Here is a 13910-nt window from a genome sequence, read left to right as displayed (position 1 = left end):
AGTTGCCCGTCAGGTGCATGGGTCGTTAGCTCAGTTGGTAGAGCAGTTGGCTTTTAACCAATTGGTCGTAGGTTCGAATCCTACACGACCCACCAGTCATCAAAATGCCCTCGCTTCTCACGAAGCGAGGGCATTTTTTTGACCATCATGCGTAGCGCGCAGGACTCAGTAATTTCTGGAAATCCGCCGCCGGAAGTGGCCTGCTGAACAAGAAGCCCTGGGCGCCATCGCAGCCTTGAGAGGTGAGATGGTCGAGCTGTGCTTGGGTCTCGACGCCCTTGGCGATGACGTTCAGGGACAGATTCTGACCAAGAGTGATGATGGCCTTGATGAAACGAGCATCGTCGGGGTTGCCGGTCATGTCGTGGACAAAACAGGGGGCGATGTTGAGGGCATCGATCGGAAAGCGCTTCAGGTGCTTCAGGCTGGTATCCCCGGCCCCGAAGTCGTCGATGGCAATGCGAAGCCCCAGCGCGTTCAACTCGACCAGCGTCGATACCGAGGCGTTGGTATGATGCATGAGACTGCTTTCGGTCACTTCCAGTTCGAGAAACCGCGCGTCGAGTCCCGTCTCGGCAAGGATATCGGCAATGCGGGTGGGCAGCGTCTTATCGCTCAGTTCGATGGCCGACATGTTCACCGCAATGGGCACGATGTCGACACCTTCCTCACGCCACGCCTGTAGCCGGCGGCAGGCTTCACGCAGCACCCAGTGACCAAGCGGGACGATCAGCCCGCAGGCCTCCGCGACGGGAAGAAACGACGGGGGCGGCATGAGGCCCAGTGTCGGGTCGCGCCAGCGAATCAGCGCTTCGGCACTACACATGTCACCGGTGGCGATGTCTATCCTGGGCTGAAAGTCGAGGAAGATGGCGTCTTCCTCGAGCGCCCGATGCAGTTGGGCCTCGATATAGCTACGTTGCATCATCAGGGCGTTCATGTCGGCCCGGAAGAACTGGTAGTGGTTACGACCACTTTTCTTCGAGTGGTACATGGCCGTGTCGGCATTGTGGAGCAAGGTATTGTCATCGGTACCGTCATCGGGATAGAGACTGATGCCGATACTCGTGGTGATGCGCAGTTCATGATTGCCGATTCGATACGGCTCGGCTAACGCACCAAGGATTTTCTCCGCAATTCTGGCGGCGTCCTGCGGCTTTTCGATTTCACTCAGCAGCACCACGAACTCATCGCCGCCCTGGCGGCATACCGTGTCCGTATCGCGGATGCAATCGCTCAGCCGACTTGCGACCGATTGCAGCAGACGATCCCCCAGGGCATGGCCAAGCGAGTCGTTGATGGGCTTGAAGGCATCGAGATCCAGATACATCAGGGCAACCTGATGCTGGTGTCGGTGTGCCAGGCCGATCGCCCGGGTGAGACGTTCAGAAAGCAGGACACGATTGGGAAGCCCGGTGAGGGCATCATGTTGTGCCTGATAAGCCAGCTTCGCCGATTGGGTGGGAGACTGACAGGCATCATGAAACACGATCACCGCCCCGGTGACGCGACCGTTACGGTCATGAATAGGCGCCGCCGAATCTTCTATCTCCAGTTGGCTGCCATCTTGGCGAATCAGTACGCAGTTCATGGTGAACCCGACGGTGCGGTTTTCTTCCATGGCTTGCTGCGCCGGATTGGTTGCCCCCTGGAGCGTCTGTCCATTGATGAGCGGGAAGACTTGAGCCAGTGGCTTATCGATCGCATCGGGACTCGACCAGCCGGTCAGCCTTTCAGCCATACGGTTCAGATAGGTGACACGGTTGTCCCGATCAGTCGTAAGTACGGCATCGCCAATCGAGTTCAATGTCACCTGGGCCCATTGCGCCGCGGCATGCAAGGCGGCTTCGGTGTCGCGCAGCCGCGCGTCGTTAGCTTTCTGCTCGGTAATATCCTCGACCGTCTGGACCTCACCTTCATGGCACAGGCCGCCTTGAACGGTGCCTGAGTTGATGCGCACCCAGACAGTGCGGTGGTCAGGCCGCACCATGCGCGCTTCGGCGTGGAAGGGCTGCTGATGGGATTTCGCCCGTGCCCATGCTTGCCGTAGCCAAGGGCGGTCTTCAGGATGGATCGGCAGGCTCCAGTGATCTCCCACACCATACGGCGCTGATTGCCCGGTTATTCTCTGGTAAGCCGGGTTGCTGTATAGGCAGTAGCCCTGGCTGTCGATGACCAATGTCCCGATGGGAGAAGCATCGATCATCCGGCGAAAGCGCTCATCGCCATGACGCAACGCTGCCATGGTGGCCTTATGGCCGAGAGCGGTTTCCAGGGCGCGTGGCAGCCAGTAGCCATCCAAATGGCACTTGAAGAGGAAGTCATGTATGCCGCGCTGCATGACCTCATGCTGGATCGGTGGGTCCTGGGGATCGCTCAGGCCGATAATGATGGCGTGGGGTGCCGCTGCGACCAGCCGATCAAGGGCGTGGGCCCAGAATGTATCGGGCAGTGTCAGATCGAGCAGGATGATATCGGGTATATCTTGGCTAAGCGCCGCCTCGGCGTCACCCAGTGATTGTCGCCATTCGAGACGGAAGCGCCCCAAGGGCGACACGAGGGCTGCCATGACCTGACGTGCCTGTTGCGGCTCGTCCTCGATGAGCAGTACATGCCGTATGGCGTCTTTGCGCCTTTCGGCATTGTTCGAAGTGATAATGGGCATTGATCTGGTTTGCAAGATCGTTTCCAATTCCATGGGGCCCGCTCCTTATTCCTCTACTCGCCAGATACCGGAGAGGAGTTCACCCTTTTCTTATAAAGCATTGCATTAGATACTGCCGACTCTAGGGGCATCCATGCTCCGCTTCTGTGCGCTACCGTACAAATAGCGCATTTTGCGGTGCTTTGCATGATAATGACGGAAAAAATCATGAGAAAGTATGGGGAGTGATTATTTTTTTATATTTTCTCATTAGAATGTTAATTTATTTAACATTGATCAACCTGATAATCGCTAATTAAAGAAGTTTTTTTTCAATGATACAAGAAGCGCCATGCGGGAGCGTCGAGTGTAGGATGTGGCAACAAAAAAACTGTAGAATCTCTGGTTCATGTTTATTACTAAATTAGTGTTGTTTTTCTCATAGAAAAGTTACACGGAAAGGAATCCGCCATGTCGATAAAGCCCTCCCAAGACAAATTGTTATCATATGCATTGGGGAACGGCCTGCTCAACGGATTGCTGGCACCAGAGCATGAAAGACTTAGGCCACATCTTGAAACGGTCGAGTTGGTATCAGGTGATCCACTGGGTGAGTCGGGTAAGCCGATGTCTCATGCGTATTTTCCCATAGATGCCGTCGTATCGCTACTCTGCGCAATGGATGATGGTGCCTCCACCGAAATTGCCATGGTGGGCGACGAGGGGGTAATAGGGCTCTCGCTGGTCATGGGCAGGGGGGGTATGCCTGGGCGCGCCATTGTGCAACGTGCAGGCGTTGCCTACCGGATCAAGGCCGAGTGGTTTCAGGATGAGTTCAATCGTGGCGGAGGCTTCCAGAAACAGTTGCTTTACTATATGCAGTTGTTATTGATTCAGGTATCACAAATTGCGGCATGTAATCGTTATCACACCCTCGATCAACAACTGTGTCGCTGGTTGCTGTCGAGCCTTGATCGCTTGCCGACCCATGAGTTGTTGGTGACGCAGGAATTTATGGCCAATCTGCTCGGTGTGCGTCGCGAAGGCGTCACGGAATCCGCTGGTAAACTTCAGAAGGCAGGGTTGATTTCCTATCACCGTGGGCGCATTACCATCTTGGATAGGAAAGGTCTTGAGGCGCGTGCTTGCGAATGCTATCGCGTCATCAAGCAGGGGCGTGAATATGCTTTATAACTCTGTTTGAGTAGGAAGTTAGCATCTGCGAACGCCATTCTGGCAAGAGTTGAGTATTAGGGTAGGGGAGGTTGTTTGCCGCTATTCATTGTGGTGCGTCTGCAGGAATGACTAATTATTTAATATAATAAGATTAAATACTCTGATTGCCTAACGTAGCGACCTTATCGATAATCATGATGCCACCTACGCAGGCGCTGCGTATCGAGGTGCGCAAGCGCTTGGTGCGCGCCGTCGCTCTCGCTGCTGATGGCGTCAGCTATAGAGGCATCGAGAAAAGGAAGCGGGTGGCGCTACGTTCCCTGCAGCGCATAGTGCAACGTCCTGTTTAGGCATGTCCTTTGCCACACTCGGTCCGATAATGAGCGGGAACGTTCACGCTTACTGTGCGGCAGCGTACATAGCGTTACGAAATCGCCTCTGCTGCTTTTTGATCAGGAGTCATCACCGACGTGCCCACTCACGCGCTTGGCATACGGTTACCCCTACCTTGGCAGCTATCTGTTCGGTAGCGTACAGAGTTTGCCTCCAAGCACTTTATACTGAAAAAAAGTGTGCCTAGTGTTCAAGGGAACGTTAGGCAGGAGCGGTGGAATCAAATACTCGATGGGGAATCGTAAGCCGGCGCTGGGTCCTAGACAGCGCAACAGCGAGTGATAGGGGATAAGTCACAATGCTTGCACAGCATGATTTTCAGAAAAACGGTTTGCTAGGCTCGCTATCGGAAGATGAGCTATCGAGGATCTTGCCTCATCTTGAAAAAGTGACCCTGCCGCTGGGTGAATCGCTTAGCGAATCGGGCAGGGTCATGAACCACGTTTATTTTCCGCTTGATAGCATCGTCTCGCTGCTTTGCGTGATGGAGGATGGGGCGTCGACAGAAATTGCCGTGGTGGGTCATGAAGGTGTCGTCGGCGTTTCGCTGTTCATGGGCGGAGAAACCACGCCCAGTCGAGCGATCGTGCAGAGTGCCGGGGAGGCCTACCGTCTCAAGGGCCATCTACTCAAGCGCGAATTCTATCGTGCCGGCGCGATGCAGCGGTTGCTGCTGCGCTATACCCAAGCACTGTTGACGCAGATGGCCCAGACGGCGGTCTGCAATCGCCATCACAGCGTCGATCAGCAGCTATGTCGCTGGCTGTTGCTCAGCCTCGACCGCATACCGGGTAACGAGCTGAACATGACCCAGGAGTTGATCGCCAACATGCTCGGCGTGCGTCGCGAGGGAGTGACCGAATCAGCGGGTAAGCTTCAGAAAGCCGGGTTGATCGACTATCGGCGTGGCCGTATCACCGTGGTCGACAGGCGAGGCCTGGAAGAGCGCGTCTGTGAGTGCTACGAGGTGGTCAAGCAAGAGTACGATCGCCTGCTGGAGCATGACGCCGTCATGTAAGCGACCCGAGCCGATGCGGTGACATTCGCGAGTTATGTACGCTAGCGTGCCGACGGCAGAAGTGCCTGATGGTAATCTATTGATATACCATCGAGAAACAGTTGATGGGGTCTCGATCTGCAGCCGACATCGAAATGAGTGTGACCTTCATTGTGCCGTTTGCCAGGTTCTTTTAACCGGAGCGGAACATGACCTCTCTCACTCAAATTCCCGTTACCAATCAACTTCTTGCCCAGCTACCGGCTGATGAGCGGGACGTCTTCATGGCTGCCTGCGATACCGTGGAGCTGGCCTTCGGCGAGGTGTTGGTCGAGCCCGCGGGACAGATCACCCACGTTTATTTCCCCCTCGACGGCTTCATATCATTGATCGCCATTCTTGTCGATGACAATCGGCTGGAAGTGGCGATGGCGGGACGCGAGGGCATGATGGGGATCTCCCTAGTGCTCGGCGTCGATGAAGCGCCGCTGTCAGCGTTGGTTCAAGGCGCGGGATCGGCGCTGCGGATGGAGGCTGCCCGCTTCCAGCTGCTTCTGCTGAGCAGCCCGGTATTACATCAGCGGCTGAAGCGTTATCTCTATGTGATGATGAATCAACTCGCACGCTCATCAGCCTGTAACCACTTCCATCAGGTCGAGGCACGCCTGGCGCGCTGGTTGTTGATGACCCAGGACCGTGCAGGTTCTGACCGATTGCAGCTGACCCATGAATTTCTTGCCATGATGCTGGGGGTCAGACGTGCGGGCATTACCCTCGCGGCGATTGCCTTGCAAGCGCGTGGATTGATCCATTATCACCGTGGTGAGATTACGGTGCTTGACCGGCCGGGCCTGATCGAGGCGTCCTGTGGATGCTATACCGCCGATCGTGCGCTATATGCCAAGGTGCTGGCACCATCTTGAGGGATCTATTGGCGTCGATTGTGGTCTAGAATGGGTGATGGGTTGGCCGAGGCGAGAGACGCAAGGGCCAACCCTCTGGTGTATCGCCTCGCACGGAGCGTGCAAGCGCGATACCTGGCGAAACGCAGGGGGAGCCCCTGCCAGTCACGGTGATAGACACATGACAATCATGACTTCCCGCCTTGAGGTGCGCGAGCACCTGGCACGCGCCTACTGCCCGACCCGGATTCCCGCTGAGGATGAGGCGCGCATCGATGACATCAAGCGCTTGCTGAAAGTGCACAATGCTGTGCTGGTGGCGCACTATTATACCGACGACGCCATTCAGCAGTTGGCCGAGGAAACGGGCGGCTGTGTGGCTGATTCGCTTGAGATGGCGCGCTTCGGCGCCCGTCACGACGCCGATACCTTGGTGGTGGCCGGCGTGCGCTTCATGGGCGAGACCGCCAAGATACTCTCCCCCGAAAAGCGCGTGCTCATGCCCACCCTCGAGGCAACCTGTTCGCTGGACATCGGCTGCCCGGCCGACGAATTTTCGGCCTTCTGCGATGCCCATTCCGACCGCACCGTGGTCGTCTATGCCAACACGTCTGCCGCCGTCAAGGCGCGCGCCGACTGGGTCGTGACTTCGTCGATCGCGGTTGAGGTCATCGAGCATCTCCAGGCGCGTGGCGAGAAGATCCTCTGGGCTCCCGACAAGCATCTGGGCGGCTTTATCCAGCGCAAGACCGGTGCCGACATGGTGCTGTGGGATGGCGCTTGCATCGTCCACGAGGAGTTCAAGGCCAAGGGCCTCGAGGATCTCAAGGCGCTCTACCCGGAGGCGGCGGTGCTGGTCCACCCCGAGTCGCCGGCATCCGTGGTGGCGCTCGCCGACGTGGTGGGTTCCACCTCCCAGCTGATCAAGTCGGCCAAGGAGCTGGCGAGTAACAAGCTGATCGTGGCCACCGACCGAGGCATCTTCTTCAAGATGCAGCAGGCAGTACCGGAGAAGACGCTGTTCGAGGCCCCTACCGCCGGCACCGGGGCGACCTGCAAGAGCTGCGCGCATTGCCCGTGGATGGCGATGAACGTGCTGGATAATCTGGCCGGGGCCCTGCGCGATGGCAGTGGCGAGATCTTCGTCGACGATACGCTGCGAGCGAAGGCGCTCAAGCCGCTGGAGCGGATGCTCAATTTCCAGCGTTGAGTCTCCGGCAGGTTCCTAGAACTTCTCCAGCGCTTCCCGGTAGCCCAGGAAGGCTTCACGGCGCTGCTCAATTCGGTTGGTCGCTTGCGAGTCGTCTGCCTGTTCGGCGACTCGCCTGGCCACGCTCAACTGACGGATGGCGTCGTCGATATGTCCGGTGAGCTGGAGCTGTTCGGCTCGTGCCAGATGCCCCAACGCCTCTCGACCGCTGCGCCCAGCGGCTTCCGCCAACAGCGTGAATACCTGGGGGTCTTCCGGCCGCCGGTCTGCCAACGCGTCGAGGACTCGCCAGGCCTGGTCAGGGTCGCGCTGCAGCAAGGCCTCTCCCAGCAGGCGCGTGGCAGGGACATGGCCCGGCATCAACCGCAATTGACGCCGACTACGTTCGATGGCCTCGTCGATGCGGCCGGCGTCGAACGCCACATAGGCGGCGGAGGCAGGCAGCATGGCCAGGTCGGGCAGTTCGCGGGCGAGGGAGTCGAGTTCGCGCAGGGCGGGGTCGGTCTTGCCGGCTTCGGCGTCGGTCAGCGCGGCCAGGTAGCGCTGAGCCGCTGGCGGCGCGTCATCCTGGGCGAGGCGCGTGACGGCCTGTGCGGGTTCGCGGTCATGGATCGTCAACAACGCACGGGCGCGGATCAGATGATACTCAAGGGCGTCTCTGGGAGTCGCCTCGACGCCCAATCGTTTGGCGCGATCCAAGGTGTCGCTGAGACGCGATTCAGTGACCGGGTGGGTGAGCAGAAACTCCGGCGGGTTGCCGCCCTGCAGGCTGGCCATGCGCTGCATGGCGCGAAACATCTCGACCATGGCCATGGGGTCGAAACCGGCCTCGGTCATGGCTTGCAGGCCGATGCGGTCGGCCTCCTGCTCGAAACGGCGCGAATAGGCGAGCTGGTCCTGCAACAGGGCGGCCTGGGACCCCATGGCAACGCCGATCCCGGCATCGCCCCCGCCACCCGCGGCGATCAGCATGCCGGCGAGCATGGCTGCCATGGCGGGAATCTGGGTCTGTTCGGCGCGCGCCATGCCGCGGGCATAGTGTCGCTGAGAAAGGTGACCCAACTCGTGGGCGAGCACGGAGGCTAGCGCCGCTTCTCCCTCGGCGAAGGCAAAGAGGCCCGCATTGACCCCGACCACACCACCGGGGACGGCAAAAGCATTGAGGGTGGGGCTTTCGACCAGGGTAACGAGAATGTTGGCATTTCCGAGACCACTGTGAGGCAATAGCCTGGCGATCAGCGATTCCAGATAGTCTTGCGAGATAGGATCGTCCCATTGTGGCGCATGGGCTCGGAACTGCCGTAACCAGGCGCGCCCTAGCTGGATTTCCTCATTGCTGGCTGCTTGACTGGCGCCGCTGGCAAGGTTTGGCAATCCCGGCCCACTGTAATCTTCGTCCCTGAGATCACGGACGCCGGAATCTCGCACACTGAAATCGAGTGGTGGGGCCTGCCACTGGGGCTGGCCAACAACGGGCGAGGCGAGCACCAGGCTCAGCGAGCCGGCAATGAAACAGCGGGTGATTCGGCGCGACATGTCCATCCTCGGTTGTCGGGGTTGGCGGCAGGGTTCTCTTCCGACATTGATTCGACCCGCAAAGTGCCTTTAAATCAGCAAGTGCCTTTAAATCTCAAGGGGTTTCATGCTGACAGACCTAAGACAGTCACGCGGCATACCCTTATCGCATTCTCATGGGAGACAACATGGCGCTGCAACCCGATGACGTGCTCGATGCCCGAGGTCTTCCCTGTCCGTTGCCGCTACTCAAGGCCAAACAGGCACTATCTCGGCTGGCGCCTGGCCAGGTGCTGGAGGTCATGGCGACCGATGCCGGCTCCTGGCGTGACCTTGAAACCTTCATCGAACAGAGTGACTACCAGATGCCGGCCCGTGAAGCACGTGGGGACGTTTACCATTACTGGATTCGCAAGGCCGCGGAGCCTTCTCGATGACCCTGCGATCGGTTTTCCGCGGCTGGGTTGACCATTACTTTTCGGATGAAGAGGCGGTCATACTGCTGGTGGTGCTGATTCTCGGCTTCGCCGCGGTGATCTGGCTGGGACGGATGCTGGCGCCATTTTTCACGGCGCTGGTGCTGGCTTTTCTGCTTCAGGGAGCCGTGAGTTGGCTGGAGCGCCACGGTGTGCACCATCTCCTGGCGGTGATCCTGGTATTCCTGGGGTTTATCGGCATATTGATGTCGATGGCGTTCATCCTGATGCCATTGATCTGGAACCAGTTAGTGGGGCTGGTCCAGGAAACGCCGCGCATGTTCGCCAGCGGCCAACAACTGCTGGACAACTTGCAGGAGCACTATCCCAATCTGATCACCCCGGACCAGATCCAGAACTGGATCGATGTGGCCGGACGCGAGTTGACCCAGTTCGGCCAGCGGGCGCTCACTCTGTCGTTGGCGTCGCTGGGTAACGTCATGGGGCTGATCATCTATCTGATACTGGTGCCGATTCTGGTGTTCTTCATGCTCAAGGATCGCGACAAGCTGGTGGGATTCACCCTGTCGTTGCTGCCCCAGAATCGCGACCTGATGAACCGTATCTGGAAGGAAATGGACGTCCAGATCGCCAACTACGTGCGTGGGAAGTTCATCGAGATCACCATCGTGGGCAGCGTGGCCTTCGTGACGTTCGCCTATTTCGGCCTGCCCTATTCGGCACTGCTGGCGGTGCTGGTGGGGTTCTCGGTGCTGGTGCCCTATATCGGGGCTGCGGTGGCGACCCTGCCGGTCGCGGCGGTGGCGGGGTTTCACTTCGGCCTCACCGACGAGTTCGTCTATGTGCTCGTCGCCTACGGCGTCATCCAGGCGCTGGATGGCAACGTCCTGGTCCCGGTGCTGTTCTCAGAGGCTGTCAATCTTCACCCGGTATCGATCATTCTGTCGGTGCTGTTCTTCGGTGGTATCTGGGGCTTCTGGGGCATCTTTTTCGCCATTCCCCTGGCGACGCTGCTCAAGGCGCTCGTCTATGCCTGGCCGCGTGGCATCAAGCGCCGCCAGAAGGACGGGAGGGCCGCAGCGGCGCTGATCGAAGAATGAGCCTTCAGCTTCTTGAGAATGAGCCCTCAGCTTCCTGAAGAATGAGTCCTCAGCTTCCTGAAAAATGAGCCCTCGGCGCGTTTCGATGGCTAAGCGCTCAGCGTTTCGAAGACTTGAGCCATCAACGTGCGGCGTGAAGCGCCTGAGCCGCCTCGAGCACTTCCTGTGCATGCCCGGGCACCTTGACCCCGCGCCATTCCCGGGCCAGGCGGCCCTCGGCATCGATCAGAAAGGTGCTGCGCTCGATGCCCAGATGCTCCTTGCCGTAGAGCTTCTTGAGCTTGATGACGTCGAACAGCTGACAGACGGTCTCGTCCTTGTCGGCAATCAGGTCGAACGTGAACCCATGCTTGGCCCTGAAGTTCTGCTGGGCGCGCAGGCCGTCACGCGAGACACCGACAATGAGGGTATTGGCGGTCGCGAAGGCGTCCTGGCGATCCCGGAAGTCGCCACCCTCGGTGGTGCAGCCGGGGGTGTTGGCCCTCGGGTAAAAGTAGATCACGACCTGATGTCCCTTCTGCTCGGAGAGGGAGAAGGTAGTGTCACCGGTGGCGCTGGCGGTGAAATCGGGGACGGGCTGGCCGATACCTAGACTCATGAGAGGGCGTCCTGACGGTTGCGAAAAAGAGCACCGATTACACGCAAGCACGCGGCTGCTGTCAAAGTCGCGCCCGCCCGTGCTGTACAGGCTCTGATCGGCTGAGTACCATCTACCCCTTGATTATTTGTGCCATCGCTTGCGATGTCTTCCGACGAGCGATGAAACAGTGGATATCGCCGAGGCAGCGAGCAGCAGTCGTATCGAGAGGAATGAGAGGATGATCACTGGCAGCATTGTCGCCCTGGCGACGCCGATGAAGGTCAATGGCGACATCGATTGGGAGGCCCTGCGCCGCCTGGTGAACTTTCATCTCGAAAACGGTACCGATGCCATCGTCGCGGCCGGCACCACCGGTGAGCCCACGACCATGTCCTTTGCCGAGCACTTCGACGTGATTCGAGCAGTAGTGGAAGAGGTCGGCGGTCGTATTCCGGTCATCGCCGGCACCGGCGCCAATGCCACGTCCGAGGCGGTCGAGCTGGCCCGTTATGCCGGCGAAGTGGGGGCCGACTATTGTCTGTCGGTGTGCCCCTACTACAATAAGCCCACCCAGGACGGCCTCTATCTACACTTCAAGGCAGTCGCCGAAGGCAGCAAGCTGCCGGTGATTCTCTACAACGTGCCGGGGCGGACCTGCTCGGATCTTTATAACGAGACGGTGCTGCGCCTCGCCGAGGTCGACAACATCATTGGCCTCAAGGATGCCACCGGCAACCTCGAGCGCGCCGAGGATCTGATCGCCCGCCTCGAGGGTAGCGGCTTCATGCTATATTCCGGCGATGACGGCACCGCCTGTGATTTCATGCTGATGGGGGGGCACGGCGACATCTCGGTCACCGCCAACGTTGCCCCGCAGGCGATGCACGAACTCTGTGCCGCTGCCGTGGCCGGCGACAGCGACCGCGCTCACCAAATCAACACCCGCTTGATGCCACTGCATACCAACCTCGGTATCGAGGCCAACCCGATTCCTGTGAAATGGTCTTTGCACCGGATGGGGCTGGTCGAGCCGGGCATTCGCCTGCCGATGACCTGGCTCTCCGAGAAATATCATTCCACCATCAATGAAGCCCTGCAGCTGGCCGGCGTGATCGACGACTGACCGGTGCTGAATGCCGGACCCTCAACAAGATGCAAGGTGGACGCATGAACTCTGCGCTGAAATGGATGCCACTGGTGGCGGTCATCGCCCTGGTCACGGCTGGCTGTGCCCGCGAAGGCTATTACCATGATCGCAACATCGACTACGCCGAGGCCCGAGAAGGCACGCCCCTGACGCTTCCCGAGACCCGCAACCCTGCCCGTTACCGGGACGCCATGCCGGTGCCCGAGGCGAATCGTGAGTTCCATCCCGGCGAGGAGGGCTTTGAGGCGCCGAGTCCTCAGGCACTGGGAGGCGGGCGCTCTGTCGAGCGCGAGTTCGTCGAGCGGCGCAGCGTGGGGCGCGACAGTTGGCTGATCGTTGCCGCCGATCCCGGCACTGTCTGGCCGCAGCTCGAGAGTTTCGCCAACACGCGTGGCCTCGGCGTGACCTCGACCGACTCTGCCAGCGGCGTGATCGAGACGCGCCAGGCGCGCCTCAGCCTGCGACAGGGCCTGCGCGCTGGCGACAGCGAGATACGTTGCGACCAGGGCGGCACGCCGGTGGTCGAGTGTCTCGACGCCCTGGAGCAGTATTTCAGCGCACGCAGTGCGTCTGCCAGCACCTCGTCGCTGGCCGCACAGCGCCTGGCCGGTGAGGAGCGTGTGAGCCTCGAGCAACAGGGCGATGAATGGGTCGTGGCGATTCCGCTGGATATCGATCGCACCTGGGCCGAACTGAGCTATCAGCTCGAGCAGGAATTCACCGTCGAGGAGCGCCGCGAGCTGCTCGAAAGCGACCCTCAGGCGCATGACTTCCTGATCAGCTATATGACCCTGACCGAGCGTAACCGCAACCCCCTCCAGGTCGTGTTCAGCGCCGATGTAAGGCAGATGTCCCAGCAGATCCGCCTGGTACTGGAATCGACCGGTCCGGAACAGACCGTCCTGCGCGCCGTGAACGCCAGCGAGCGTGACTTCACCTCCGGCGACCAGCGCGAGTTGCTGGAGCGGGTGGCAGGTCTGCTGCGCTGATGGCGCACTGGGTGGAGGGCAAGACCCGGCTGCGTTTTGGCTCGCTTGGCAGCGGCAGCAAGGGCAACGCTACCCTGGTCAGTGATGGCGAAACCCATGTGCTGGTCGATTGTGGGTTCGGCCTGCGCCAGACGGAGCGTCGGCTGGCCGATTTCGGCCTGCATCCGCGCCAGCTCGATGCGCTGCTGGTCAGCCATGAGCACGGCGATCATATCCGCGGTGTCGGCTCGCTGGCACGGCGTTACGATCTGCCGGTCTATCTGACGCCCGGGACCTGGCGCTCCGGCCGGCTCAACGACCTGCCGGTACGTCACTGGATCACGCCTCAGGCGCGTTTCGCCATCAAGGGGCTGGTGATCGATCCGGTGACGGTGCCCCACGATGCCCGTGAGCCGGTGCAGTTTCGCATCCATGCCCGCGGCAGGAGCCTGGGCGTGCTGACCGACCTGGGCTACCCCAGCGATCACGTGGTGGAGGCCTTCGCCGGTTGTGACGCCCTGGTGCTGGAATGCAATCACGATGTCCGCATGCTCGCCGAAGGTCCCTATCCGGCGCGGCTCAAGCGTCGCGTCGGCGGCAACTGGGGGCACCTGGCCAATAGTCAGGCAGGCACGCTGCTGCGTCGCCTGGGACTCGATGGCCTGCAGCGCATCGTCTGCTCGCACCTTTCCGAACACAACAATCGTCCCGAGCTGGTGGTCGAAACCCTGACCCCGCTGCTCGATGGCGATGCGTCACGGTTGATGGTGGCCGCCCAGGACGACAGCCTGGCGTGGCAGGCCATCGCCTGATGCCTGTTCGCTTATCCTTATCTGTGCCT

Annotated in this window: 12 protein-coding genes and 1 tRNA gene; 10 read left to right on the top strand and 3 right to left on the bottom strand. The window is 59.8% G+C overall.

Features of this window, described 5'->3' with window-relative positions:
- The first annotated feature begins 19 nt into the window (after window positions 1-19).
- Window positions 20-95 (top strand) — tRNA-Lys (locus BM341_RS14070).
- A 50-nt stretch (window positions 96-145) separates the two neighbouring features.
- Here BM341_RS14070 and BM341_RS14065 read toward each other — a convergent pair.
- Entirely contained in the window at window positions 146-2665 is a 2520-nt protein-coding gene (locus BM341_RS14065) for an EAL domain-containing protein (RefSeq protein ID WP_089796706.1), read from the bottom strand.
- Window positions 2666-3115: 450 nt separating this feature from the next.
- Here BM341_RS14065 and BM341_RS14060 point away from each other — a divergent pair, with 450 nt between their 5' ends.
- The 4 genes from BM341_RS14060 (at window position 3116) to nadA (ending at window position 7322) form a co-directional block, all read left to right on the top strand.
- Window positions 3116-3838, top strand: coding sequence for a Crp/Fnr family transcriptional regulator (locus BM341_RS14060; protein WP_089796694.1), 723 nt, complete (start codon window positions 3116-3118; stop codon window positions 3836-3838).
- 673 nt (window positions 3839-4511) lie between these two features.
- Window positions 4512-5231 (top strand): Crp/Fnr family transcriptional regulator, encoded by a 720-nt coding sequence (locus BM341_RS14055; protein ID WP_089796693.1) that lies wholly within the window; start codon window positions 4512-4514, stop codon window positions 5229-5231.
- 188 nt (window positions 5232-5419) lie between these two features.
- On the top strand, window positions 5420-6133 hold the full coding sequence (locus tag BM341_RS14050; RefSeq protein ID WP_089796692.1) for a Crp/Fnr family transcriptional regulator: 714 nt from the start codon (window positions 5420-5422) through the stop codon (window positions 6131-6133).
- Between the two features lie 160 nt (window positions 6134-6293).
- The gene (gene nadA / locus BM341_RS14045) at window positions 6294-7322 is read left to right on the top strand and encodes a quinolinate synthase NadA (RefSeq protein ID WP_089796691.1); all 1029 of its coding nucleotides are present in this window, start codon (window positions 6294-6296) and stop codon (window positions 7320-7322) included.
- Between the two features lie 15 nt (window positions 7323-7337).
- On the opposite strand, the gene BM341_RS14040 is transcribed toward nadA, so the two are convergent.
- Window positions 7338-8858 (bottom strand): M48 family metalloprotease, encoded by a 1521-nt coding sequence (locus tag BM341_RS14040; RefSeq protein ID WP_089796690.1) that lies wholly within the window; start codon window positions 8856-8858, stop codon window positions 7338-7340.
- A gap of 167 nt (window positions 8859-9025) precedes the next feature.
- On the opposite strand from BM341_RS14040, the gene BM341_RS14035 reads away from it, so the two are divergent.
- Both BM341_RS14035 and BM341_RS14030 read left to right on the top strand, forming a co-directional pair.
- Entirely contained in the window at window positions 9026-9274 is a 249-nt protein-coding gene (locus BM341_RS14035; protein ID WP_175507874.1) for a sulfurtransferase TusA family protein, read from the top strand.
- Window positions 9271-10374 carry an AI-2E family transporter gene (locus BM341_RS14030; RefSeq protein WP_089796688.1) on the top strand — a complete coding sequence of 368 codons (1104 nt, stop codon included), beginning with the start codon at window positions 9271-9273 and terminating at the stop codon, window positions 10372-10374. The genes BM341_RS14035 and BM341_RS14030 overlap by 4 nt, the downstream gene beginning before the upstream one ends.
- Before the next feature lie 121 nt (window positions 10375-10495).
- Here BM341_RS14030 and BM341_RS14025 read toward each other — a convergent pair whose 3' ends face one another.
- Window positions 10496-10972, bottom strand: a complete 477-nt coding sequence (locus BM341_RS14025) for a peroxiredoxin (RefSeq protein ID WP_089796687.1) — start codon at window positions 10970-10972, stop codon at window positions 10496-10498.
- 220 nt (window positions 10973-11192) lie between these two features.
- Here BM341_RS14025 and dapA point away from each other — a divergent pair, with 220 nt between their 5' ends.
- From dapA to BM341_RS14010, 3 genes are read left to right on the top strand one after another with little or no spacing between them, the layout of a single operon-like run.
- Window positions 11193-12077 carry a 4-hydroxy-tetrahydrodipicolinate synthase gene (dapA, locus tag BM341_RS14020; RefSeq protein ID WP_089796686.1) on the top strand — a complete coding sequence of 295 codons (885 nt, stop codon included), beginning with the start codon at window positions 11193-11195 and terminating at the stop codon, window positions 12075-12077.
- A gap of 44 nt (window positions 12078-12121) precedes the next feature.
- The gene (locus tag BM341_RS14015) at window positions 12122-13090 is read left to right on the top strand and encodes a lipoprotein, NlpB (RefSeq protein ID WP_245784280.1); all 969 of its coding nucleotides are present in this window, start codon (window positions 12122-12124) and stop codon (window positions 13088-13090) included.
- Window positions 13090-13881, top strand: coding sequence for an MBL fold metallo-hydrolase (locus BM341_RS14010; protein ID WP_089796685.1), 792 nt, complete (start codon window positions 13090-13092; stop codon window positions 13879-13881). The genes BM341_RS14015 and BM341_RS14010 overlap by 1 nt, the downstream gene beginning before the upstream one ends.
- Window positions 13882-13910 lie beyond the last annotated feature (29 nt).

It is taken from the genome of Halomonas korlensis, assembly GCF_900116705.1.
Classification (GTDB): Bacteria; Pseudomonadota; Gammaproteobacteria; order Pseudomonadales; family Halomonadaceae; genus Halomonas; species Halomonas korlensis.
This window is presented reverse-complemented; position numbering and strand designations above follow the sequence as displayed.

What these genes read in the sequence shown, in the direction of transcription:
- BM341_RS14065 (WP_089796706.1), bottom strand. Translation starts at nt 2,665, where the DNA reads ATGCCCATTATCACTTCGAACAATGCCGAAAGGCGCAAAGACGCCATA.
- BM341_RS14060 (WP_089796694.1), top strand. Translation starts at nt 3,116, where the DNA reads ATGTCGATAAAGCCCTCCCAAGACAAATTGTTATCATATGCATTGGGG.
- BM341_RS14055 (WP_089796693.1), top strand. Translation starts at nt 4,512, where the DNA reads ATGCTTGCACAGCATGATTTTCAGAAAAACGGTTTGCTAGGCTCGCTA.
- BM341_RS14050 (WP_089796692.1), top strand. Translation starts at nt 5,420, where the DNA reads ATGACCTCTCTCACTCAAATTCCCGTTACCAATCAACTTCTTGCCCAG.
- nadA (WP_089796691.1), top strand. Translation starts at nt 6,294, where the DNA reads ATGACAATCATGACTTCCCGCCTTGAGGTGCGCGAGCACCTGGCACGC.
- BM341_RS14040 (WP_089796690.1), bottom strand. Translation starts at nt 8,858, where the DNA reads ATGTCGCGCCGAATCACCCGCTGTTTCATTGCCGGCTCGCTGAGCCTG.
- BM341_RS14035 (WP_175507874.1), top strand. Translation starts at nt 9,026, where the DNA reads ATGGCGCTGCAACCCGATGACGTGCTCGATGCCCGAGGTCTTCCCTGT.
- BM341_RS14030 (WP_089796688.1), top strand. Translation starts at nt 9,271, where the DNA reads ATGACCCTGCGATCGGTTTTCCGCGGCTGGGTTGACCATTACTTTTCG.
- BM341_RS14025 (WP_089796687.1), bottom strand. Translation starts at nt 10,972, where the DNA reads ATGAGTCTAGGTATCGGCCAGCCCGTCCCCGATTTCACCGCCAGCGCC.
- dapA (WP_089796686.1), top strand. Translation starts at nt 11,193, where the DNA reads ATGATCACTGGCAGCATTGTCGCCCTGGCGACGCCGATGAAGGTCAAT.
- BM341_RS14015 (WP_245784280.1), top strand. Translation starts at nt 12,122, where the DNA reads ATGAACTCTGCGCTGAAATGGATGCCACTGGTGGCGGTCATCGCCCTG.
- BM341_RS14010 (WP_089796685.1), top strand. Translation starts at nt 13,090, where the DNA reads ATGGCGCACTGGGTGGAGGGCAAGACCCGGCTGCGTTTTGGCTCGCTT.